Below are 21,130 nucleotides of genomic sequence, written 5' to 3' on the forward strand. Positions count from 1 at the left end.
TAAAGACTTTTTGGAGGTGCGCCATGGCAGCCGATTTCGTGTACGCCCAGGTGCCGCCTGCCACGGCGTCGGTGGCGCAAGACCGCACGGCGAGCGACCTGCTGTCGCCGCGTGCGCTCGGCGCGCAGACCTACCTGCTGTCGCCGGTGGAGCGTGCGCAGCGCGTCAAGCAGGGCGTGCCGGCGCGCGAGCTGGTCGCCATGAGCCAGGCCATGGGCCTGCCGCGCGAGCAGCTCATGCGCGCGCTGGGGCTTGCGCGCTCCACGGTGGAGCGCAAGATCGCCCAGCGCGGCACGCTCTCGCAGCCCGAGGGCGAAAGGCTCATCGGCCTGGAGCGCCTGATCGGCCAGGTCGATGCCATGGTGCGCGAAAGCGCGGCCGATGATGCGGCCAATGGTGCTGCGGACTTCGACGCCGCGCGCTGGTTTGCGCGCTGGATGGCCGAGCCCGTCGCGGCGCTCGGCGGCATGGCGCCGCAAGACTTGCTCGACACGGCCGACGGCCGCGAGGCGGTGAGCACCTTGCTTTTGCAGATCCAATCGGGCGCTTACGCTTGATAGACAAGCTACGTAAATAATAGTGAACGAAGCAAGCACGGCAGCCGCCGATCGCGCAGTGAGCGTCTGGTGCATCGCCACCGACACGCCGCACTACACGGCCGATGACCTGAGCGGGCAGGGCGCAGAGCGCAGTGGCGGGCGCTGGAACGAGCGCGGCACGCCGCTGGTGTATGCGAGCAGCTCGTGCGCGCTGGCCTGCCTCGAGACGGTGGTACATCTCTCGGGCGGGCTGCACCTGCCGCTGAACCGCTATTTGGTGCGCATAGACATCCCACCCGCGCTCTGGGCCGCGCGCACGGTGTTCGACGCGGCGCAAAACGTGGGCTGGGACGCCATACCCGCAGGGCGCGTGAGCCTGGCCTGGGGCAGCGCCTGGGCGCACGCGGGCACGAGCCTGCTCGCGCAGGTGCCGTCGGCCATCGTGCCCGAAGAAAGCAACCTGCTCATCAACCCGCTGCACCCGCAGGCCGGCGCGCTGCGTGCGCGCAAGCTGCGGCGCTGGCAGTACGATCCGCGCGTGCGCCGCGAAAGCTGAAAATCGCAGTGGATTGCCCCTGGCCTGCCGCTGGATTCTTTTTTCTTGGCGCAAAGCGCACCACGCCCTGCAGCACTGCGCGCGGCGTGCCCAGTCCAACAGGTACCCACCCATGATCTACGGCATAGGCACCGACATCTGCGACATCCGCCGCATCCGCGCGAGCCTCGAACGCCACGGCGATCGGTTCGCGTACAAAGTGCTGGCCGAAGGCGAACTCGCCACCTGGCGCGCACGCACCGAGCGTTGGCCCGAGCGCGGCGTGCGCTACCTGGCCACGCGCTTTTCCGCCAAGGAGGCCTTCAGCAAGGCCATAGGTCTGGGCATGCGCATGCCCATGACCTGGCGCCTTTGCGAAGTCGCCAAGCTCCCCACGGGGCAGCCGGTGATCGTGCTGCACGGCGCGCTCAAAGAATGGTTCGAGTCCCGCGGCCTGCGCGCACACCTGAGCGTGACCGACGAGAGCGACTATGCAGCGAGCTTTTGCGTCGTCGAAAAATAAGAGCCAAATCGCCTTTCAATGCAGGTATATCCAGCGCAAGCAGCTATTTTTATCAGAGTAAACCCGCCATGCAACACGCCCCTTTGATCCTCGACATCGCCGGCACCACGCTCAGCGCTGCCGACCGCCGCCGCCTCGCGCACCCGCTCACGGGCGGAGTGATCCTGTTCACGCGCAACTGGCAAAACCGCGCGCAGCTGCTCGAACTCACGAGCGCCATCAAGGCCCAGCGCGACGATCTGCTGATCTGCGTCGATCACGAGGGCGGGCGCGTGCAGCGCTTTCGCAGCGACGGTTTCACGCAGCTGCCGGCCATGGCCGCGTTTGGCCGCATGTGGATGGACGACGGCCGCGGCGCCGCGGCCCGCCCCGGCAGCGGCGCGCTGCGCGCCACCAACGCCGCAACCGCGGCCGGCTACGTGCTCGGCGCCGAGCTGCGCGCCTGCGGCGTCGATTTCAGCTTCACGCCCGTGCTGGACCTGGACTGGAGCCGCAGCGGCGTGATCGGCGACCGCGCCTTTCACAGCGACGCGCGCGTGGTCACCTTGCTCGCCAAAAGCCTGATGCACGGCCTGTTGCAAGCCGGCATGGCGAACTGCGGCAAACATTTTCCGGGCCACGGCTGGGCCTCGGCCGATTCGCACACCGACGTGCCCGTCGATGAACGCAGCCTGCGCGCCATCCTCGCCGACGACGCCGCACCCTACGGCTGGCTCAGCAGCACGCTCAGCAGCGTCATGCCCGCGCACGTGATCTACCCCAAGGTCGATCGCCGCCCCGCGGGCTTTTCGGCGCGCTGGCTGCAAGAGATCCTGCGCAACCAGCTGCGCTTTCAGGGCGCGGTGTTCAGCGACGATCTCAGCATGGAGGGCGCACGCCGGCTCGACGGGCAGATCGTCAGCTACACCGACGCCGCCGTGGCCGCTTTGCAGGCCGGCTGCGATTTGGTGCTGCTGTGCAACCAGAGCCTGGGCGACGGCCACCCCGTGGATGCCTTGCTGGAAGGGCTGGAGTCGGCGCTGGCCGCCGGCCGCTGGCAAGCCAGCAGCGCGAGCGAAGCCCGCCGCCTGGCCCTGCTGCCGCAGACGGCGCCTTTGCCCTGGGACGAACTGATGTTCCACGGCGCCTACCTCGAAGCGCTCGAGCTGCTGCCGTGAGCCGGGAGCCCCTGACGAGGCAGCACAATCAAGGCGCAGCAGCGCGTTCCATGGCAAAAAATGTCGAAACCGTTGAGGTCGCCGATTTTTTACGTATATAATCGTGGGCTTATTCCTCGATAGCTCAGTCGGTAGAGCGCCGGACTGTTAATCCGTAGGTCCCTGGTTCGAGCCCAGGTCGAGGAGCCATACAAGTCAAGCACTTAGCCCGCCTTTTGGCGGGCTAAGTGCTTTTTGCGCTGCCTTTTTGCTGCCACTTGAGAGTTGGTTTCGGGTCGTTGGCTTCGTCAGCGGGTATCCAGCGTCCGCCTGGGGGTTCAGAGTTCTTCCGTCCCGAAACACAGCGCGTAATCCGAGCAGACGCCGCAGGTCGGCGCCTTGCACAGGGTCAGGCCTTCGCGCAGGCACAGCTGCTTGTAGAAGAACTTCTTCCACTTCATGTTGCCGGTGTTGCGTGCGGCCAGCAGCGGGAACCAGTGCGCGATCAGCTGCGTGAGCTCGGCGCGCGAGGGCAGGCGCAGGTCTTGCCACAGGTGCTGGTCGCCCAGGCTCGCGCAGGCCAGCGCCCAGGCCACGGCCTCCATGTCGGCGGCGGAGCCGGCGCTGGGGTCGGCATGCTCGCGCAGCAGGTTCAGCAGGTCCGTCACCTCGTCGTGGCGGCTGGCCATGCGTGTGGCCAGCGCCGCCCAGTCGGGGGCGGGAATGACGCAAGGGGCAGGTGCGAGCGCAGCCATGGTGGGTTTCTCAAAATCAGACGGCTGCGGGGGCGTGGGTGTAGCACTTTTTCGGGCAGATCTTGGCGCAGGCGGTGCAGCCTATGCACAGCTCCTGGTGCGCGATGGTCATGACCTTTTTTTCGTATTCGGCGTCCTCGTCATCGTCATCGTCGAGGTCCACGTGGATGCGTTCGCCATCCTCGGTGAGGCCGACGAGTTCCAGCACGCCGCGCGGGCAGACCTTGAAGCAGCGGCCGCAGCCTATGCATTTTTCTTCGTTGAGCGCAGCCACGAAGGTCGGGGTCCAGGTGGCGCCGCTGGGCAGGGTGACGCTGAAGGTGGTGCTCATGAGGGGCTCCGGTGTGGGGTGGCAGGGTGGCGTGCTGGCGTGGGCTTATCCGCCTGCGGCGGCCTGTTCCTGGCGGGCCTGCATGAGTTCGGCGTGCGCGTCGTGGCAGCGCTGGGCCACGGCGAGGATGCTTTCCCAGTTCTGGGGCAGCTCTTCGGACAGGTCGTGCAGGTCCATCTTGGCCTGGGTGGCGCGGGCGTTCAGCTTTTTCAGCTGGGCTTTGCGGTCTTCGGTGTCGGTGCTCATGTTCAGGCTCCGTACTGCGCCACGGCAGGGTAGTCGCGGATCATGGCGATGGCTTCGTCGAGAAACTTGTTGCCTGCTTCGGCCAGCTTGGCCAGCGAGGGGAAGCCGAAACGGTGCACGTCGCGCAGCTGCTTGTTGACCACCACGAGCCGCCCGGCGATCAGCACCATGCGGCCAAAGCCCTCGTGGCTCATCTTCATCATCGGCGACACCATCTGCCCGGTGGCGCGTTCGATGGCCACGGCGATGGCGCTGTAAAAAATTTCCAGGCGCCACAGCGTTTCCGGGTCCGGGTCGCCCATGATGGGCAGGGCGCGGCGCTCTTCGGCGCTGAGAAGGTAGGGCTTGAGCAGTTGCAGGTCGCTCTTGCCCTCCCAGGCGCCGTGGGTGTCTTGCGCGCGCAGTTGTTTGATGAGCTGCTGCACGAAGGGCGTGGCCAGCAGGGCTTGGTCCGTGTCTGCCGCTGCAGGGGGGGACAGGGTGTCGGTGGCGTTCATGGGGTGACCTCGTCGTCTTCAAAATCGAAAGTTCTCTCGCCGCTTTTGGCCATGGCCTTGCGCAGCCAGGGCGGCGGTGTGCCCTGCAGCACGGCCTGCAGCTTGTCCAAAATCTCGGCAATGGGCTCGGGCTGGGGCACTTTGATGGGGTGGATCTTCATGGCCACGACGCGCGCGGCGCCGGAGCCGCCGATGGCGGCCACGTACAGGATGGCTGCATCGTGGATGGCCGCGAGCTTGGGCGCGAGCTTGTCTTCGTCGCCGTCTTCCTCGAGCTTGCCGCCGAAGTCGAAGCTCTCGACGAAGTGGTGGCCCTGCGGGCCGACCTCGTACACGACGATGCTCTTGGCCCAGCCAAAGTGCGCGTCCACATGCTGTTTGTCCTGGGTGGCAAAGGCGACTTTCATGGTTTTTCCTTTCAGGGTGATTGCGCTGTCGTCAGGCGCTGGCCTCGGTCAAGGCGCTTTGTTCCAGGCCGGCGCTGGCCGGGGTGTCGCTGCAGGAGGCACATCCTGCGCTGGCGCCGGTGGCCTCGCAGCCCGTGGCCGTCTGTGCGGCGCGCTGCGCGGTGGGGCTCAGGGGCCAGTCGCCGGGCTGGTGGTGCGGAATCTGTTCGATCATGAGGTTGGCAATTTCAAAGATCAGCGCCATGCTGCCGCGGTAGCCCACTTGCACGCGGTGCGCATTGCCGATGCGGTCGAACACCGGAAAGCCGATGCGCAGCAGCGGCTTTTGCAGGCGCGCGGCGGCCTGGCGGCCATGGGCGTGCGTGAGCAGCAGGTCGCAGTCGGCGGCGCCGGCTTCGAAGTCTTCGAGGTCGCCCAGCAGCACCTGCTCGGCAGGCAAGAGCGCGTGCGCGGGCGACGGGGTGGTGCTCACGCAGCAGCGCAGCTCGGCGCCCATGTCGTGCAGCAGGCCGCCCACGGCCAGCAGCAGGTCGGGCTCTGCGGCTATGGCCACCTTGATGCCGCCGGTGTAGAAATGGCCGTCGAGCATGGCGTCGAGCAGCTGGCTGCGCTGGCGCCGGTACTTGGCCGGCACTGGCCGGCCCGAGAGCTGCGCCAGGCGCAGCAGCAGGCGGTCGTTGTCTTCCAGCCCCGTGAGGCGCGCGAAGATTTCGAACGGTGCGCCCGTGCGCGCCTGCAGCGCCTGCGCGGCCTCGCGCGTCTGCTCGCCCACGCCCAGGGTCAGGGCCGAGGCGCCGGCAGCGCGGATGTCATCCAGCGTGCTGCCGCCCAGCGTGGTGCCACGCCAGTCGGGCGCGATGTGGCCGTCGAGCGAGCCCGAGAGGTCCGGCAGCACGACGGCCGTGAGGCCAAAGGATTCGATGATTTCGCGCAGCTCGTCGATGTCCGCCGGCGACAGGTGGCTGCCCGGCAGCAGCGTGACCTGGTTCGCGCGTGGCGGCAGCGGCTGCACCAGCGCCTGCACGATGGCCGTGAGCGCGTGCTTGTAGCCGTCCTCGAAGCCGCCCACGTAGTCGGGCGTGGAGACGTAGATGATTTCGGTGTCGTCGAGCTCGGGCTTGCGCTTGCGCACGGTGGCGATGTAGCCGGCCACGTCGTCGCCCTTGGTTTCGGTCAGGCCGGTGGAGCAGATGGCGACGATCTTGGGCGCGGCGCGCTGGCGGATGTTGAGCAGCGCCGCCTCGATGTTGTCGTAGCCGCCCAGGATGGAGGTGACCTCGTTCATTGCCGTGGTCTGCAAGGGGATGGCTTCCTTGAAGTGGCGCACCAGCAGCACCAGGCCGAACGAGGTGCAGCCCTGCGAGCCGTGCATCACCGGCATGCAGGCGTCCAGCCCCATGAAGGCCAGGCAGGCCCCGAGCGGCTGGCTCATCTTGAGCGGGTTGACGGCGCAGGCTTTTTTCGATTCGACGACGCGGGCCATGGCGGGCTCCTGGGGTGGGGCGGTTCAGGCAGGAATTGCTGCGGGCGACGGGGCAAGGGCGCTGGGCGCAGCGGTGGCGTTGACGGCGCCCAGCGTCTCGCCGTCGTCGCCCCAGGGCGCCGCAATGCGCACCTGCTGCCACACGGGGTTGGCGAGCGCGCGGTCGATTTCATGCACGAGTTCGACCATGCCTTCGTAGCCCGCGTAGGGGTGGTGGCGCTCCTGGTTGATGTCCAGCCAGGGCATGCGTGCCTTCAGCGCCACGAACTGCGAGCGCCCGCCCGAGAGCATGATGTCGGCCTTGGCGTCCTTGAGCAGCTGGTACATCTGGCGCGGCGTCATGTCGTCGATCATGTGCGCGTCGTCGCCCATGATTTCCTTGATTTTTTCCTTGTCTTCGCGCGTGCTTTTCTTGATGCTGGTGCCGACGATCTCGAGGCCGGCCTCCTGCAGCGCGGCCACCACCGACCAGGACTTGACGCCGCCCGTGATGAGCAGCACGCGCTTGCCGGCCAGGCGCGCGCGGTATTGCTCGATGCGCTGGTAGGCGCGTGCCTCTTCGACCTCGATGAGGCGCTCGGTGCGCTCCAGCAGGTCGGCGGGCGCCCCCTGGCGCACCAGCAACTGCGCGATCTGGCGCAAGGTGTCGCTCATGTCGCCAATGCCGTAAAACGAGCCTTCGAAGTACGGGATGCCCCAGCGCTGCTCCATCTTCGTGGCGATGTTGATCATGGACTTGGAGCAGACCATCATGTTCACCTTGGCGCGGTGCGCGCTGGCCACCTCCTGGTAGCGCCCGTCGCCCGATATGCACGAGAGCACGCGCACGCCGAGCGCATCGAGCAGCGGCTTGACCTGCCACAGCTCGCCGACCAGGTTGTATTCGCCGATGATGTTGATGTCGCAGGGCGTGGTGAACGCGGGCTCGCGCGTGCCGATCACGTAGTCGAGCAGCGCCTCGCCACCGAGCTTGTTGCCCAGGTTCTTGGGGCCGGCGAAGCCGGGCGAGTTGACCGGGATCACGGGCTTGCCGAACTTTTCGCTGGCGCGCTGGCACACGGCCTCGAGGTCGTCGCCGATCAGGGCCGTGACGCAGGTCTGGTAGACGAAGACCGCGGGCGGATCGTACTTTTCGATGACTTCACGGATGGACTTGAACAGGCGCTTTTCGCCGCCGTAGATCACGTCGAGCTCGTTGATGTCGGTGGTGAAGGCGGTGCGGTAGAGCTGCGAGCCCGAAGAGGCGCTGTGCCGGTTGTCCCACGAGTTGCCCTCGCAGGCGATGGGCCCGTGCACGAGGTGAGCCACGTCGACCACAGGCTGCAGCGCGATCTTGGCGCCGTCAAAGGCGCAGCCGCCGGCCGCGGCGCCGGGCGAGAGCTGCTTGGTGCAGCCCTTTTTGCGCTCTTTTTCGCTTTTGCCCTGGTTTTTTTCGCAGCCAGGTTCATCGAAAACTTGCGCGATTTTGGCTTTGAGCGAGGCGGACATGGAAGGTACTCCTGAGACAGCTTGCACACCTCAACGCATTTTTGGTGCCAGGGCGCGGCCCCTTTCAAAAGGGGTTTTTTGCGCCGTTTTGTCGGGTTGCTGCTGCGCAGTGGGCCGGCGTTCTGGCCGTTTTGAAGCAATTGCGACAAGCTGCCTGCGACACGCGACGAAGCAGGGTCAGAAACCCGGCTCGAACCACACGGGCTCCTGCCGGCGCAGCTGGGCCATGAGTTCCAGCGTGGCGGGCACCAGGGCGCGCAGGCCGTACCAGACTTCTTCCTGCCGGGGCTGCGCGTTTTGTTCCAGCAACTGCTGCAGCCGCGCCCAGCCGTGCCAGTCCAGCTTGGTCAGGCGCAGACGCAGCGGCTCGGGCAGGTGCGCGAGGGTCTGGGCCATTTCCAGCAGATGGGCTTCGACGCGCGCCAGGGTGTTGGCGCTCGCGAACAGCTCTTGCTCGCTTTCCATGGGCGCGAGCAGCGCACGCAGCGCCTGGCCGCGGCTTTGCAGAATTTCGTATTGGATGCGGGGCAGCATGGTGTGGGCCTCGGAGGATGCCGGGCCTTGCAGCCGGGCGGGTGGACAAAGCGCCGGCCCGCCGCAGGGCACATGCTGGGCGGGGGGGGCTTGCAGGCTCAGCCTTTTAGTTGTCGTCCGCCAGCACTTCGAGCGCGACAAGTTGCTCGTACAGCGCCCGGCGCGCGTGCCAGTGGGCCGGCCCGGCAATGCGCGGGTCGGCACCTTCGAAGGCGCCGACTGCCGCACGCTCGTCCCAGTAGATGCAATGCAGCCCCGTGCGCGCGTTCAGGGCCGCGGCCAGGGCGGCGCGCGCGCTGACGGGCTCGGCGCGCAGGACGCCGCGCCCGAGCAGGTGGTCGGCACGGTACAGCGGCGTGTCAAAGCCGTGTTCATCGCCCAAGGCACAGAGGGCGGGGTAGTGCGCGCGCGCCTGAGCGCTCGTGGCGTCGTCGTGGCCCAGGGCGTCGAGCAGGCCGCGGGGCGTGACTTCGTCGTAAATTTCCCAGGGCTGCAGCGGGTCGCTGGCAGCCACCTTGCGCGAGAAGTCCGCGTCGTCGTAGGCAAACCAGGCTTTGGGCAGCCCTTGCGTGGGCACTTCCAGCACGTAAATCATGGCCAGACTCCCCGGTTCTTGTTCTTATCTGCGCGCTGCGCCGCGCCGTCTCATTCGACGCCTTCGGCCGCCGTCTTGTCCCACACGGCCTTGCGGATGCGCTGGGTGATGCCGGCGGGGCTGGCATCGAAAATGCGCTGCGCCGCGCTCAGCGCCCCTTGCGCGATGGCGGCCTGCTCCAGCGTGAGGGGCAGGCGGCCTGCGACATGGGTGGCGCCGGGCACGGCGCGCGCGATCGCCTGCCGGTTCGGGTGCTCGTCGAGCGGCACCAGGCTGCTCGCTTCGCGCACCCCCGCCAGGCAGACCCAGCCATCGATGACTTCTACTGCGCGACCGTCTTGCGTGGTCTTGATGTAGGTGGTTTCCATGGTCGGGCCTGCCGGGGTTGTCAGCGGATGATGTCGTAGCTGTAGTCGGTCTTGCCCGGGATGATGGTGTTGGCATCCAGGGTTTCGAAGAACTCGTCGAGCAAGGTCACGAGCAGGCGCAGGCCGCCGGCGTAGCCCCAGGTGGGGAAGCGGTGGTAGTGGTGGCGGTCGAAGATCGGGAACACCAGGCGGATCAGCGGTGTGCCGGTGTCGCGCTCCAGGTATTTGCCGTAGGTGTTGCCGATCAGGAAGTCCACGGGCTCGGTGAACAGCAGCGAGCGCATGTGCCAGAGGTCGCGCGTCGGGTACACCTTGCAGCCCGCGCCATACGGCGAAGACTCGAACAGTGCGCGCACCTTGCCCGCCCAGGTTTCGTTGCCGTTGGTGGCCAGCACGTGCGCCGGCTCGGCGCCCAGCTCCAGCAGAAACTCGGTGTAGCCCAGCAGCTGGTCGGGGTCGCCGTACAGCGCGTAGCGCTTGCCGTGCAGGTGGGCCTGGCTGTCGGCCATGGCGTCGATCAGCTGGCCGCGCTCTTTTTCGAGCTCTGCCGGAATCGGCTTGCCCGTCAGGCGCGCAATGGCCATCAGGAAGCGGTCGGTGCCGGCCACGCCCACGGGGGCATTGAGCACCACGACTTCCTGGCCGTGCTCGGCGATGAACTTGGTGGTTTTCTCGCAGCAGTATTCCTGGAAGACGATGGTCGCCTTGGCGTGCAGCGCGGCCTCGACTTCTTCCTTGGTGGTGCCGCCGTCGTACATGCGGAATTCGCCGTCGGTGGGCGTGTCCCAGTTGCCCGAGGGGTCGCAAAGGATGTTCACCTTGACGCCGAAGAGGTCGAAGATGCGGCGGATTTCCTTCATGTTGCCGACCACGAAGCCGTCGAAGCCACCGATGAAGTTGATGCTGTCGTTGGGCACGCGCACCAGCGGTTCGGCCGTTTTCGACTTGCCGTCCCAGAAGTGCTTGAGCACGCCCAAGAGCGCGTTGTCATAGCCCGTGATGTGGCTGCCCACGAAGGCCGGCGTGTGCGCGAACGGCACGTCGAATGCGTCCGGCACCGAGCCCTTTTGCTTGGCGTTTTTGATGAAGGCGTCGAGGTCGTCGCCGATCACCTCGGCCATGCAGGTGGTGGAGACGGCGATCATCTCGGGCTTGTAGAGGTTGTAGGCGTTGGCCAGGCCGTCGATCATGTTGTTGAGGCCGCCGAACACGGCCGCGTCTTCGGTCATCGAGGAGCTGACGCACGAGGTCGGCTCCTTGAAGTGGCGCGAGAAGTGCGAGCGGTAGTAGGCCACGCAGCCCTGGCTGCCGTGCACGAAGCTCAGCGTCTTGGCAAAGCCGTTGGCCACATAAACGGCGCCCAGCGGCTGGCAGGCCTTGGCGGGGTTCACCGTAAGGGCCTCGCGGGCGAAATTCTTCTGCTTGTAGTCTTCGGTCTTGGTCCATTCGACGATCTGCTTGATGCTCTCGTCTGAATGGTTGAACTCGAAGTTCTCTTTCTTGCTGCGAAAGATCTCCTGGTATTCGGGTTCACGGAACAGCAGTTCGTGGTCCAGGATTTTGTCGGCGGATTGCGGCATGGTGGGACTCCAAAAAGGTAACGGGTGGGCGTGGGGCCGGTGCGGTGCCGGGCCTGAACGCAGCAGGGAGGGCGGCGCGGTGCCAGACTCCCTGCGCGCTGTTCAGGCGGCGGTACAGCGGCGTTCAGGCGGCGTTCAGGCGGCTTTCTTCCAGGGGGCCTTGGTCAGGCCCCAGATCGGGCTGGAGATCGCCATGTCCATGTCACGGGCGAAGATGGCAAAGCCGTCGTAGCCGTGGTAGGGGCCGGAGTAGTCCCAGCTGTGCATCTGGCGGAAGGGCACACCCATCTTCTGGAACACGTACTTTTCCTTGATGCCCGAGCCGACCAGATCGGGCTGGACCTGTTCGACAAACTTCTCGAACTCGTAGCCGGTCACGTCGTCGTAGATCAGCGTGCCGTCCTTGATGTAGTGCGTGGTGCGCTGGTAGTCGTCGTTGTGGCCGAACTCGTAGCCCGTGCCGACCACGTCCATGCCCAGGTCTTCATAGGCGCCGATGACGTGGCGCGGGCGCAGGCCGCCGACGAACAGCATCACCTTCTTGCCCTGCAGGCGCGGCTTGTATTTGGCAATCACCGCGTCCATCAGCGGGCGGTACTTGGCGATGACCTTTTCGGCGTTGGCCTTGATGGTGTCGTCGAAGTGGCTGGCGATCTCGCGCAGGCTCTTTTCGATCATGGTCGGGCCGAAGAAGTTGTATTCGACCCAGGGAATGCCGTACTTTTCTTCCATGTGCCGGCTGATGTAGTTCATCGAGCGGTAGCAGTGCAGCACATTGAGCTTGGCCTTGGGCGTGTTTTCGAGCTCGGCGATCGTGCCGTCGCCCGACCATTGGGCGATCACGCGCAGGCCCATCTCTTCGAGCAGGATGCGGCTGGACCAGGCGTCGCCGCCGATGTTGTAGTCGCCGATGATGGCCACGTCGTAGGGCGTGCTGACAAATTCGGGGCGCTTGTTCGGGTCGGTCTTGTCGAACACCCAGTCGCGGATGGCGTCGTTGGCAATGTGGTGGCCCAGCGACTGGCTCACGCCGCGAAAGCCCTCGCAGCGCACCGGCACGATGGTCTTGCCCTCGTATTCCTTGCTTTTCTTCTTCGAGACGGCCTCGATGTCGTCGCCGATCAGGCCGATCGGGCACTCGCTCTGGATCGAGATGCCCTTGTTCAGCGGGAACAGGTCCTGGATCTCGTCGATGATCTTGTCGAGCTTCTTGTCGCCGCCGAAGACGATGTCCTTTTCCTGGAAATCGGAGGTGAACTGCATGGTCACGAAGGTGTCCACGCCGGTCGTGCCGATGTAGTAGTTGCGGCGCGCGGCCCACGAATACTGGCCGCAGCCCACGGGGCCGTGGCTGATGTGGATCATGTCCTTGATCGGGCCCCACACGACCCCCTTGGAGCCTGCATACGCACAGCCGCGGATGGTCATCACGCCGGGCAGGGACTTGATGTTGGACTTCACGCCGCAATCGGGCTTGCCGTCTTCGAACGTGCCCAGGTGTTTGGCGCGCCGCTTGGCCATTTTTTCGGGATAGGCCTTCAGCACTTCATCGATCAAGGCCTTGTTGGCGGCCTTGCGCTCTTCAACGGTGGCGGTCATGGGGGACTCCAGTCAGTGGGGGTTGTGGTCGGGCGGCCGCCCGGATCGCGCTCTTGCGCAGCGACGATCCGGGCTGCGCGCTTCTTCAGGCGACGGCCAGCTCGGCGGCGGTCTTGCCGACTTGCGACTCGTCGATGGTCTTCATGATCCCGTGCTCCATCAGCAGGTCTTCCAGCTGGTCCATGGTGATGGGGGTGGGGATGGTGCCGTTGCCGGCGTTGGCGTGAACCTTCTGCGCCAGGGTGCGGTACTCGCCGGCCTGCTTGCTGTCGGGCGCGTACTCGAGCACGGTCATGCGGCGCAGTTCGGCGTGCTGCACGATGTTGTCGCGCGGCACGAAGTGGATCAGTCTGCTGCCCAGCATTTTGGCCAGCGACTCGGCCAGCTCCAGCTCCTTGTCGGTCTGGCGCTCGTTGCACACCAGGCCGCCCAGGCGCACGCCGCCCGAGTTGGCGTACTTCAGAATGCCCTTGGAGATGTTGTTGGCCGCGTACATGGCCATCATCTCGCCCGACATCACGATGTAGATCTCCTGCGCCTTGTTCTCGCGGATGGGCATGGCAAAGCCGCCGCACACCACGTCACCGAGCACGTCGTAGGACACATAGTCCACGCCGTCGTAAGCGCCGTTTTCTTCGAGGAAGTTGATCGAGGTGATCACACCGCGGCCGGCGCAGCCCACGCCGGGCTCGGGGCCGCCGGACTCCACGCAGCGGATGTCGCGGTAGCCGATCTTCATCACGTCCTCGAGTTCGAGGTCCTCCACCGAGCCGGCTTCGGCCGCGAGCGACAGGATGGTGTCCTGGGCCTTGGCGTGCAGGATCAGGCGCGTGGAGTCGGCCTTGGGGTCGCAGCCGACGATGAGGATTTTCTGGCCCATCTCGGCGAGGGAGGCCAGGGTGTTTTGCGAAGTGGTGGACTTGCCGATGCCACCTTTGCCGTAGAAGGCGATTTGTCGAAGGGAAGCCATGTCAGTACTCCGTTGAGAAAAAGTGAAAAAGCCAAAGGTTCCAAAGCCGCGAGGAGGTCAGCCTTTCGTGCCTGCTGCTCTTCTTCTGTAGGTTCACGTTTGGCGGAACTGGTGTTCGCGCAGCCTTGCTCTGCAGCTTCCGTGCCAAGCCCTTCGTGCCGCCTGCACGCAGTGGCGCGCCGTGGCGTGTTTCCTAGGGAAAAGGGCGTTTGCGCCGGGGTGCGGGGCCGGTTTTCCAGGCGGGAGGGCGTTTGTCCGCTTCCCGACAAAACTGCGAATCGCGTCGCAAAAAACGGGGGGAGGGCGCTCCGCCCCCGGCTTTGTGTCGCATTTGCACGCGGCGGCCTCGGGGGGCGCCAAGGCAGGCGTGCCTGGTACGGCGATTGCTGGATCAATGCCCATGCAATCTTTGTGGCGCGGCTTGCAGTGCATGGCAGTGCCCGCGCCCGGCTTGCATGCCCCTCTCACACCCCACCCAAGGAACACCCATGACCGCCACGCTTGCCCGCCCGGAACTCGACGACACCGCATTTGCCCGGCTCGAAGCCGAGGGGCGCCTGCTCAACCCCCTGCTCAAGGGGCCGACCAACAAGTTCGGCCGCGTCGGCTTTCGCGGCGAGCTGGCGCTGCGCTTTGCGCCCAAGCTGGCCGACGAGGCCCGCCCGCCTGAATTGATGTGCACCCAGGTGCTGGCCATTGCCAACGTGGGCGAAAAGCATCTGCCGTTTTTTGCTGGCTACCTGCTGAGCTTCGAGCACCTCAAGGACGTGGCCGAAGTGCTGGGCGATGCGCTCAGCGCCGGGGGCAAGTATTTCTTGTATTGCAACAACATCGACCTGTCGAAAAAGTACCAGGTGCCCTACAAGGGCGCCATGTTTTACGTGCTGCCCATAGACGAGGCCACGGTCTATAACGAGTTGCTCGAGCTTTTCTACATCGACAAAGGCGATCTCAAGAAAAAAGACACCGCGGGCAAGCTCGACGCCATTGCCGACGCCGCGCTCAAGTTCGACGTCACCTTCGACACCATCACCTACAGCGAAGGGCTGGAGTTGATGGGGCCGGTGCGCAACCCGAACGAGAACCGCCCGGTCTGAGACACCACAGTCCCATGTCTGGCCAACGCACGTTCCGCCGCCTCACCGCGCCCGAGCTCGGGGCCTGGCTGCAGGCGCGCCCCGGCGCCCTCGTGCTCGACGCGCGCGACGCGGCCAGTCATGCCCGCGACGGCTGGCCGGGCGCGGTACTCCTCGCGCGGCACAACCAGGACGCGCTGCTGCTGCAGACCGAGCGCCGCCGCCCCCTCCTGATTTACTGCTACCACGGGATCGCGAGCCAGGAGTGGGCGCAGATGTTTGCCGACTTCGGCTTCACCGAGGTCTGGGACCTGATCGGCGGCCATGCCGCCTGGGCCGCGGCCCGCTTGGAGCCCGCATCACCGCTGCGCACCCCGTGGATACCGACCGACCCCCATTGACACCACCGCCCTGCGCGCCAATGCCGCACCACCCCCGCGAGGCTTCCATGGCCCACATCGTCTTTTATGAAAAGCCCGGCTGCGGCGGCAACGCGCGCCAAAAAGCCTTGCTGCGCGCCGCCGGCCACAGCCTGGAGCTGCGCGACCTGCTGCGCTGGCCGTGGACGGCCGAGGCGCTGCTGGCCTTTCTGGCGCCGCTGCCCGTGGCCCAATGGTTCAACCGCGCTGCGCCGCGCATCAAGTCGGGCGAAGTGCAGCCCGAGGCGCTCGACGGCGCCGCCGCCCTGGCCCTGCTGCTGGACGATCCCTTGCTCATCCGCCGCCCCTTGATGGAGGTGAGGAACGAGCATGGAGTGCAGCGCATGGTGGGCTTTGATGCGGCGCGCGTGCATGTCTGGGTGGGGCTGGGCGACGCTGCACCCGCTGCTTCAGACAAACCCCTCGAAGGCTGCGCTGCCGCCGCGGGTCAGCCTTGCTCTGCTTTGTCTGCTACAGGAGATCGACATGCCCATGTATGACTACCGCTGCCAGGCCTGCGGCCACGGCTTCGAAGCCCTGGTGCGCGCCGGCAGCACACCCGTCTGTCCAAACTGCGGCAGCAGTGCCCTGGAAAAGTGCGTGTCGGCGATCGCCCCCGCGGGCAGGATCGAAGCCATGCGCATGTCCAACCGCCGCGCCGCCGCAGCGCAAGGGCTTTTTGACCACTACAGCCCATCCGATAAGGCCAAGCTGCTGCAGGGCAAGAAGGGGATTTGAGACCGTCGGCTTCCGGGTAGGTTTACGTCAATATCCTTACAATATTTGCTTTTATTGGTTCGGCCACAATCTACCCAAATTGTCCATGAAGCGGTGCTTTGCATCTACGCGGGTGCTGGCAGGGGGCTGGCGGACTTTTGGCTGCCTGTTTATCGCCAGTGGCACCACAGGGGACTCCCTACAGCATCCATTCTGCCTCGGTAGCATCCCCCGTCCTCATGAATAATCTGGAATTAACTCGACTTGTTTATCGCGAGCTTGCAGAAGAGGTTCGATTGCCATTGCTCGAGCGGTGCTTTTTATAAATTCGGCCGTTTGAAGTTGCAATTTTTCCACTTCACCCTCATTTGGGCGGTTAGGGAAAACGTTCAAATTTCAGAGGGCGGGAGCAATAAGTTCGCAGCTGCCGAGACAACAACAGGCTGAAGCGATGCTGCGAATCAGACGCGATACCGAAGTCGCGACCCTCAAACCGATGCTTGAAGTCAGGCGTCCATGGGCGGTCAGGGTTGAGGCTGAGCACCGCGCGTTGGACAGTGTGTTCGTGGTCGCCATCCTCAAGGCTGTAAAGCGTCACCAGATAACCGTGCCTGCTGCCGACAAAGCAAAATTTCCCGTGGAAGACTGATGTCAACGACCCCGCAACATGGATTGCTCGCACGTTTGCTCGATTATGTTGTTGAGCAATGTAAGGAAATCGACCCCAGGGCCTACGTGCTTACAGGCCGCTCTGGCTTTATGCGCTTCCCGAAGGACATGGTCGGGCTACCTGGCGTCGAACTCGACCGCAAGGTCGAAGGAGACCACATCTGGCTGCAGGTCGCGCGCCTTGCGTCCACGTTACCGCCTGTTCTTTGCGAGGAGGCGCGGCCCTACATCACCTTTTCCGACGACCCGAGCGGGCCCGTGCCGGCTCTCAACGAGCAGGCGCTGCAACATCGATTCGTTGCTGACCGACGCTCGATCGGTGAGGAGGACGCAGCCACTCGTGACGAGCATCTCCGCGAGCGCGTTGCCAGCGCCTTGACGGACTACATACCGCTTTGGCAGGCCTGGGCCGAAGGGGAGAAACTCCGGCGCCGCACCATCGCACTCTATGGCGATCTCTTCATGTTCAAGGGTCTGCTCGAAGCCGAGGAGACTGCAAACCCATCGGAGCTGGTTTGGGGCATGGGCGTGGCGGCCTGGAAATTCACTGGCATGCGCACGGAGGACGGAAACGGCAAGGGCGTCAGCGTCGACTACCAGTACCCGCTGCTGACACAAGCCGTCGAAATCGACCTCGACCCTCAGACGCACACGATATCGGTGCGCCCCAGGGCCGTGGCCCCGCGCTTGGAGTTCGACGTCTTTGGCGCTTGGCAAGTCATGGGAGCTGCGGAAGTCGAGAAGCAGGCTAAGGCGCTCCTGGAGAGCGACTCGGAGCGCGCGCTCACGCCGTTCGACATTGGAAGCTTCGAGCCCATCTTGAAGCTCGCCGCGGGAAGCCTGAACAAGGAGGGGCGCTACGACCCAGCCTATCAGGGGCTGCCCACTCCCTCCGAACAATTTCTCGCTACTGCAGGCTGGGTGTTGTTCGTTCGTCCGCGCTCGGCCAACTTCCTGGTCGAGGACATTCGTCGGCTGAAGGCACGTCTGCAAGCAGGCGATGCGATTCCTGCCGGCCCCGTTTGTCTGGTGACGCCGCCCTCTGATGAGGTCGTCAAGTACGAGGCCATCTCGTTTCGAGGTCTGTGCAGTGGCAGCAGGGCCAAGGGTGAGCCACGAGAACTCTACTTCCCGTTGCCCTATAACCAGGAGCAGGAGACCATCGTCGAAATGCTCGAGCGCGCACCTGGCGTCTGTGTCCAAGGGCCGCCGGGCACTGGTAAAACGCACACGATTGCCAACATCATCTGTCATTACCTTGCCACCGGGCGCAAGGTACTGGTGACCTCCAAGGGGGAGCATGCGTTGTCCGTACTGCAGGAGAAAATCCCGGAGAACGTGCGACCGCTGACTGTGGCGCTGCTGTCAGGCGACAAGGAGGGGATGCGGCAGTTTCAGGCCTCCATTGAGGCCATCACCCATAATCTGTCGCAGTTCAACACTCGCGCCACGCAAGACGAGATTGAGCGCTGCAAGCAGCTGATCGACACTGCACACTCCGAGGTCGCCAGCATCGACAAACGTGTTGATCAGATTGCCGCGCAGCAGTTGGCGGGCATCGAGGTCGATGGCGTTCAGATGCGCGCGCAGAAGATGGCCGAGCTGGTCGTCTCCGGCCAGGAACAGCACGGCTGGTTTGACGACGAGCTGACGCTATTGCCGGAGCACGCTCCGCCCCTGAGCGACACCGAGGCGCAGAGGCTCAAGGATGCCCGCCGGCGACTGGGTGCTGACCTCGTCTACGCATCTTCACGGCTGCCCTCGAGCTTCGATCTCTTGCCTACCGAGGAGATGGCCAAGCTGCATGACGCGCTCGTGGGTATCCGCGAAATCGATAGCGCTGAAGCTGATGGCGAATTGTTGGCGCTGCGCGCCTTGACGCCCGAGGTGCTCGATGAAGCCCGCCGCATGCTCACGGCCGTGGAGCACATGCTCAAGATTGTGCAGCACCTGGAAGAAATGCAGAGCCCCTGGGTCTTCGAGCTGCGGGCCAAGTGCCTTCGGCCGGACTTCGCCAGCGAACAGGAGGCATTGAAGGCATTGCTGGCCGAGGTCGACGAGCTGGTGAAGGCTCGCGCGGCATTCCTGCAGCGGCCTGTGGCGTTGCCCGCCGATGCATTGAGCAATCCGAAGGTAGTCCAAGCTATCGGGAGGGCGTGCGAGACGGGCAAGCCCTTCGGCTTGATGAGCTTTGGCAACGGTGACGCGAAGGAGCACGTTGGTGCCATCCGCGTGTCCGGACTTCCGCCGCAAGCAATCGAGGACTGGGCACATGTGCATCGCTACGTGCAGCTGCATGAGAGGGTACTTTCATTCTCCGTGCGATGGAACCAGTTCGCGCGGGAACTCGCGGTGCCTGAGGTGAAGTCTGACGTGGAGGCGTTGCGCTCGACCGAGCAGATTGCACTCGCCGCCAAGTGGGCGCACGAGCTTGCAACCTTGCACGACGTCAACCTGTCCCGTATGGCAGAGCGGGTGTTTCGCGATCCGCCGAAAGACGAGCTTCGGTGTGGTTCGGCGCAACTGCAGACGGTGCGCGAACAGCTGCGCCGGCACCTCACGCGCGCCGAGCTCGCGACTGCCGCAGCGCATCTCGCCCTCATCCAGGAGAAGCTCGCCGGCACTTCGGGGGCGGTGGTTGAGCGGATGCGTGCGTTTATCGACACGCAGCTCGGCAGCCCCGAAGTCGCCACCGAGCGCATCGTGACCCAGTACGCGGAGCTCATCGGTGAGCTCAAGCGCATCGAATCGCTGTCGTCGAGCCTGGCAACTGTCCACGACCTATGTGCACGCATCGCGCGTGCCGGGGCAGTGAAGTGGGCAGCGCGCCTGCGTTCTCAAGTACTTCCGTCGACCGGCGACGACGAGGTGATGCCTGTGTTATGGCGCGGCGCTTGGAACTGGGCGCGCATCAAGAACCACCTCGCAGCCATCGAAGCCCGCGAGGAGCTTCTGGAGCTCGCACAACGCCGCCACGACCTCGAGAGGGTGCTCGCACAGCAGTATGAGCAACTGGTGGCCAAGTCGGCGTGGCTCAAGACAAAGGATCAGGCGTCGGCCAAGGTGCTCTCGGCCCTGGAGAGCTACCGCGTGGCCATCCGGAGGATTGGCCAAGGCACCGGGCCCAACGCCACCCGTTACCGCCGCGACGCGCAAACGGCAATGCTCGATGCCCAGGGTGCGATTCCCTGCTGGATCATGAGTCACGCCAAGGTCTCCGAGAGCATGCCAGCCCAGCTCGGCGTCTTCGACTTGGTCATAGTGGACGAGGCCAGCCAGTCGGACCTCTGGGCATTGCCAGCGGTGCTACGGGGCAAAAAGATTCTGGTCGTGGGCGACGACAAGCAGGTCTCACCCAGCGGTGGCTTCATCTCGGCGGCCAAGATCGCGGCGCTCCGTGAGCGCTTCCTCTCTGACCAACCCTATGGGCGGGACTTGACTCCTGAAAAGTCTTTGTACGACATAGCGTCTGCTGTGTTTGCGGCCGAGCGCGTAATGCTCGCGGAGCACTTCCGATGTGTGCAGCCCATCATCGCCTACAGTAACAAGACCTTCTATAAAAACCAGATTCGACCCCTTCGCGTACCCAAGGCCTCTGAACGCATCGACCCGCCGCTCGTGGACGTGTTCATTGAACAGGGTGTACGAGACCGCCGGGACGTCAACCGGATGGAGGCCGAGTTCATCGCGGCCGAAATCGAGGCGATCCTGCGCAACCCCAAGCTGCGCAATCGCACGATCGGGGCTGTGTCCCTCTTGGGGCCCGAGCAGGCCAAGTTCATCCACAACTTGGTGGTCAGCCGATTGGACCTGACCGAACTCGAGCGGCGCAAGTTCGCCTGCGGCGACGCCTACGTGTTCCAAGGCAGCGAGCGCGACATCATGTTCCTGAGCATGGTGGCCGACGCCACCCGCCACCATGCACTCTCTGGTCAGCTCTTCGAGCAGCGATTCAACGTCGCCGCCAGCCGTGCCCGCGACCGTATGTACCTCGTGCGCTCAGTCAAGCTCGGTGAGTTGTCGATGACAGACGTTCGACGCACGCTCGTCGAACACTTCAGTATGCCGCTGGATGGCGGTGAGGAGGAAAGAAGCCTCATCGACATGTGTGAGTCTGGGTTCGAGCGCGATGTCTATTCGTCACTCGTCGATCTTGGTTACCGAGTCACGCCCCAAGTCAAGGTGGGCGCCTACCGTATCGACTTTGTCGTAGAGGGCGCGAACGACACTCGCCTTGCTATCGAATGTGACGGCGACGAGTTTCATGGCCCGGACCGCTGGCCGGCAGACATGCAGCGCCAGCGCATACTCGAGCGCGCCGGTTGGGTCTTCTGGCGGTGCTTCGCATCGACGTGGTCGCTGCGTAAGGACGAGGTGCTAACCGAACTCAAGGCACGGCTACATGCAATGGGCATCGAGCCGCTTGGGGCCCTGGAGCGCACGCCGACGCTTGTCGATAGCCGTGTGTGGCCGATGCCGAGTGCAGTTGATCGCAGTTCGGTTTCAGATGAGGCTGGCGATGCCCTTGCGTGGAAGCAGTGAACGGTTTTTTCTCAATACTCGTTGTTCTTGCTGAGCCGGAAAGAGCGCCTTTGGGTGAAGGACGAGTTTTCTGTTTACCGCCATCAATCGCCTGACAGGCTCTGCCAAACTCAACAGCCTC

23 protein-coding genes and 1 tRNA gene are annotated in these 21,130 nt (G+C 64.8%); 11 read left to right on the forward strand and 13 right to left on the reverse strand.

Annotated features, from left to right (window positions below):
- Positions 1-23 precede the first annotated feature (23 nt).
- From parS to PYV55_RS15725, 5 genes are all read left to right on the forward strand, one after another.
- Positions 24-557 (forward strand): type II RES/Xre toxin-antitoxin system antitoxin, encoded by a 534-nt coding sequence (gene parS / locus PYV55_RS15705; RefSeq protein ID WP_275853105.1) that lies wholly within the window; start codon positions 24-26, stop codon positions 555-557.
- 22 nt (positions 558-579) lie between these two features.
- Entirely contained in the window at positions 580-1,095 is a 516-nt protein-coding gene (locus tag PYV55_RS15710) for an RES family NAD+ phosphorylase (protein ID WP_275853107.1), read from the forward strand.
- 112 nt (positions 1,096-1,207) lie between these two features.
- Positions 1,208-1,597 carry a holo-ACP synthase gene (acpS, locus tag PYV55_RS15715; RefSeq protein WP_275853109.1) on the forward strand — a complete coding sequence of 130 codons (390 nt, stop codon included), beginning with the start codon at positions 1,208-1,210 and terminating at the stop codon, positions 1,595-1,597.
- A 68-nt stretch (positions 1,598-1,665) separates the two neighbouring features.
- A complete protein-coding gene (nagZ, locus tag PYV55_RS15720; RefSeq protein ID WP_275853111.1) occupies positions 1,666-2,754 on the forward strand; it encodes a beta-N-acetylhexosaminidase in 1,089 nt (362 codons plus the stop codon).
- A gap of 113 nt (positions 2,755-2,867) precedes the next feature.
- Positions 2,868-2,943, forward strand: a tRNA-Asn gene (locus PYV55_RS15725).
- Between the two features lie 128 nt (positions 2,944-3,071).
- On the opposite strand, the gene PYV55_RS15730 is transcribed toward PYV55_RS15725, so the two are convergent.
- The 13 genes from PYV55_RS15730 to nifH form a co-directional block, all read right to left on the reverse strand.
- Positions 3,072-3,488 (reverse strand): nitrogen fixation protein NifQ, encoded by a 417-nt coding sequence (locus tag PYV55_RS15730; RefSeq protein WP_345803598.1) that lies wholly within the window; start codon positions 3,486-3,488, stop codon positions 3,072-3,074.
- A 16-nt stretch (positions 3,489-3,504) separates the two neighbouring features.
- Positions 3,505-3,819, reverse strand: a complete 315-nt coding sequence (gene fdxB, locus PYV55_RS15735; RefSeq protein ID WP_275853113.1) for a ferredoxin III, nif-specific — start codon at positions 3,817-3,819, stop codon at positions 3,505-3,507.
- A 45-nt stretch (positions 3,820-3,864) separates the two neighbouring features.
- Complete coding sequence (locus tag PYV55_RS15740) at positions 3,865-4,065, reverse strand: CCE_0567 family metalloprotein (protein WP_275853115.1); 201 nt, start codon at positions 4,063-4,065, stop codon at positions 3,865-3,867.
- 2 nt (positions 4,066-4,067) lie between these two features.
- Positions 4,068-4,562, reverse strand: a complete 495-nt coding sequence (locus PYV55_RS15745) for a NifX-associated nitrogen fixation protein (RefSeq protein ID WP_275853116.1) — start codon at positions 4,560-4,562, stop codon at positions 4,068-4,070.
- Positions 4,559-4,969, reverse strand: coding sequence for a nitrogen fixation protein NifX (gene nifX / locus PYV55_RS15750; protein WP_275853118.1), 411 nt, complete (start codon positions 4,967-4,969; stop codon positions 4,559-4,561). Before nifX ends, PYV55_RS15745 begins: the two co-directional genes overlap by 4 nt.
- A gap of 31 nt (positions 4,970-5,000) precedes the next feature.
- Entirely contained in the window at positions 5,001-6,452 is a 1,452-nt protein-coding gene (nifN, locus tag PYV55_RS15755) for a nitrogenase iron-molybdenum cofactor biosynthesis protein NifN (RefSeq protein WP_275853121.1), read from the reverse strand.
- Positions 6,453-6,476: 24 nt separating this feature from the next.
- Positions 6,477-7,940, reverse strand: coding sequence for a nitrogenase iron-molybdenum cofactor biosynthesis protein NifE (nifE, locus tag PYV55_RS15760; RefSeq protein ID WP_275853124.1), 1,464 nt, complete (start codon positions 7,938-7,940; stop codon positions 6,477-6,479).
- A gap of 177 nt (positions 7,941-8,117) precedes the next feature.
- Positions 8,118-8,474, reverse strand: coding sequence for a hypothetical protein (locus PYV55_RS15765; protein WP_275853127.1), 357 nt, complete (start codon positions 8,472-8,474; stop codon positions 8,118-8,120).
- Between the two features lie 106 nt (positions 8,475-8,580).
- Positions 8,581-9,069, reverse strand: coding sequence for a hypothetical protein (locus PYV55_RS15770; protein WP_275853129.1), 489 nt, complete (start codon positions 9,067-9,069; stop codon positions 8,581-8,583).
- A 50-nt stretch (positions 9,070-9,119) separates the two neighbouring features.
- Positions 9,120-9,437 carry a hypothetical protein gene (locus tag PYV55_RS15775; protein WP_275853131.1) on the reverse strand — a complete coding sequence of 106 codons (318 nt, stop codon included), beginning with the start codon at positions 9,435-9,437 and terminating at the stop codon, positions 9,120-9,122.
- 20 nt (positions 9,438-9,457) lie between these two features.
- On the reverse strand, positions 9,458-11,017 hold the full coding sequence (gene nifK / locus PYV55_RS15780; RefSeq protein WP_275853132.1) for a nitrogenase molybdenum-iron protein subunit beta: 1,560 nt from the start codon (positions 11,015-11,017) through the stop codon (positions 9,458-9,460).
- A 135-nt stretch (positions 11,018-11,152) separates the two neighbouring features.
- Positions 11,153-12,616 (reverse strand): nitrogenase molybdenum-iron protein alpha chain, encoded by a 1,464-nt coding sequence (nifD, locus tag PYV55_RS15785; RefSeq protein ID WP_275853134.1) that lies wholly within the window; start codon positions 12,614-12,616, stop codon positions 11,153-11,155.
- 85 nt (positions 12,617-12,701) lie between these two features.
- Positions 12,702-13,586, reverse strand: coding sequence for a nitrogenase iron protein (gene nifH / locus PYV55_RS15790; protein ID WP_275853137.1), 885 nt, complete (start codon positions 13,584-13,586; stop codon positions 12,702-12,704).
- Positions 13,587-14,074: 488 nt separating this feature from the next.
- On the opposite strand from nifH, the gene PYV55_RS15795 reads away from it, so the two are divergent.
- From PYV55_RS15795 to PYV55_RS15820, 6 genes are all read left to right on the forward strand, one after another.
- Positions 14,075-14,683: a hypothetical protein gene (locus PYV55_RS15795; RefSeq protein WP_275853139.1), complete on the forward strand. Its 609-nt coding sequence runs from the start codon at positions 14,075-14,077 to the stop codon at positions 14,681-14,683.
- A gap of 14 nt (positions 14,684-14,697) precedes the next feature.
- The gene (locus PYV55_RS15800; protein WP_275853141.1) at positions 14,698-15,063 is read left to right on the forward strand and encodes a thiosulfate sulfurtransferase GlpE; all 366 of its coding nucleotides are present in this window, start codon (positions 14,698-14,700) and stop codon (positions 15,061-15,063) included.
- A 47-nt stretch (positions 15,064-15,110) separates the two neighbouring features.
- The gene (locus PYV55_RS15805) at positions 15,111-15,581 is read left to right on the forward strand and encodes a thioredoxin domain-containing protein (RefSeq protein WP_275853142.1); all 471 of its coding nucleotides are present in this window, start codon (positions 15,111-15,113) and stop codon (positions 15,579-15,581) included.
- On the forward strand, positions 15,568-15,819 hold the full coding sequence (locus PYV55_RS15810) for an FmdB family zinc ribbon protein (protein ID WP_275853144.1): 252 nt from the start codon (positions 15,568-15,570) through the stop codon (positions 15,817-15,819). Before PYV55_RS15805 ends, PYV55_RS15810 begins: the two co-directional genes overlap by 14 nt.
- Positions 15,820-16,249: 430 nt before the next feature.
- Positions 16,250-16,447, forward strand: coding sequence for a hypothetical protein (locus PYV55_RS15815; protein ID WP_275853146.1), 198 nt, complete (start codon positions 16,250-16,252; stop codon positions 16,445-16,447).
- Positions 16,447-21,009: an AAA domain-containing protein gene (locus PYV55_RS15820; RefSeq protein WP_275853148.1), complete on the forward strand. Its 4,563-nt coding sequence runs from the start codon at positions 16,447-16,449 to the stop codon at positions 21,007-21,009. The genes PYV55_RS15815 and PYV55_RS15820 overlap by 1 nt, the downstream gene beginning before the upstream one ends.
- The last annotated feature ends 121 nt before the right edge of the window (positions 21,010-21,130 follow it).

Origin of the sequence: Extensimonas soli (genome assembly GCF_029211265.1) — a bacterium.
Classification (GTDB): domain Bacteria; phylum Pseudomonadota; class Gammaproteobacteria; order Burkholderiales; family Burkholderiaceae_C; genus Extensimonas; species Extensimonas soli.

Excerpts from the sequence above, each read along its gene's own strand:
- parS (WP_275853105.1), top strand. The coding sequence starts at position 24 with ATGGCAGCCGATTTCGTGTACGCCCAGGTGCCGCCTGCCACGGCGTCG.
- acpS (WP_275853109.1), top strand. The coding sequence starts at position 1,208 with ATGATCTACGGCATAGGCACCGACATCTGCGACATCCGCCGCATCCGC.
- nagZ (WP_275853111.1), top strand. The coding sequence starts at position 1,666 with ATGCAACACGCCCCTTTGATCCTCGACATCGCCGGCACCACGCTCAGC.
- PYV55_RS15730 (WP_345803598.1), bottom strand. The coding sequence starts at position 3,488 with ATGGCTGCGCTCGCACCTGCCCCTTGCGTCATTCCCGCCCCCGACTGG.
- fdxB (WP_275853113.1), bottom strand. The coding sequence starts at position 3,819 with ATGAGCACCACCTTCAGCGTCACCCTGCCCAGCGGCGCCACCTGGACC.
- PYV55_RS15740 (WP_275853115.1), bottom strand. The coding sequence starts at position 4,065 with ATGAGCACCGACACCGAAGACCGCAAAGCCCAGCTGAAAAAGCTGAAC.
- PYV55_RS15745 (WP_275853116.1), bottom strand. The coding sequence starts at position 4,562 with ATGAACGCCACCGACACCCTGTCCCCCCCTGCAGCGGCAGACACGGAC.
- nifX (WP_275853118.1), bottom strand. The coding sequence starts at position 4,969 with ATGAAAGTCGCCTTTGCCACCCAGGACAAACAGCATGTGGACGCGCAC.
- nifN (WP_275853121.1), bottom strand. The coding sequence starts at position 6,452 with ATGGCCCGCGTCGTCGAATCGAAAAAAGCCTGCGCCGTCAACCCGCTC.
- nifE (WP_275853124.1), bottom strand. The coding sequence starts at position 7,940 with ATGTCCGCCTCGCTCAAAGCCAAAATCGCGCAAGTTTTCGATGAACCT.
- PYV55_RS15765 (WP_275853127.1), bottom strand. The coding sequence starts at position 8,474 with ATGCTGCCCCGCATCCAATACGAAATTCTGCAAAGCCGCGGCCAGGCG.
- PYV55_RS15770 (WP_275853129.1), bottom strand. The coding sequence starts at position 9,069 with ATGATTTACGTGCTGGAAGTGCCCACGCAAGGGCTGCCCAAAGCCTGG.
- PYV55_RS15775 (WP_275853131.1), bottom strand. The coding sequence starts at position 9,437 with ATGGAAACCACCTACATCAAGACCACGCAAGACGGTCGCGCAGTAGAA.
- nifK (WP_275853132.1), bottom strand. The coding sequence starts at position 11,017 with ATGCCGCAATCCGCCGACAAAATCCTGGACCACGAACTGCTGTTCCGT.
- nifD (WP_275853134.1), bottom strand. The coding sequence starts at position 12,616 with ATGACCGCCACCGTTGAAGAGCGCAAGGCCGCCAACAAGGCCTTGATC.
- nifH (WP_275853137.1), bottom strand. The coding sequence starts at position 13,586 with ATGGCTTCCCTTCGACAAATCGCCTTCTACGGCAAAGGTGGCATCGGC.
- PYV55_RS15795 (WP_275853139.1), top strand. The coding sequence starts at position 14,075 with ATGACCGCCACGCTTGCCCGCCCGGAACTCGACGACACCGCATTTGCC.
- PYV55_RS15800 (WP_275853141.1), top strand. The coding sequence starts at position 14,698 with ATGTCTGGCCAACGCACGTTCCGCCGCCTCACCGCGCCCGAGCTCGGG.
- PYV55_RS15805 (WP_275853142.1), top strand. The coding sequence starts at position 15,111 with ATGGCCCACATCGTCTTTTATGAAAAGCCCGGCTGCGGCGGCAACGCG.
- PYV55_RS15810 (WP_275853144.1), top strand. The coding sequence starts at position 15,568 with ATGCCCATGTATGACTACCGCTGCCAGGCCTGCGGCCACGGCTTCGAA.
- PYV55_RS15815 (WP_275853146.1), top strand. The coding sequence starts at position 16,250 with ATGCTGCGAATCAGACGCGATACCGAAGTCGCGACCCTCAAACCGATG.
- PYV55_RS15820 (WP_275853148.1), top strand. The coding sequence starts at position 16,447 with ATGTCAACGACCCCGCAACATGGATTGCTCGCACGTTTGCTCGATTAT.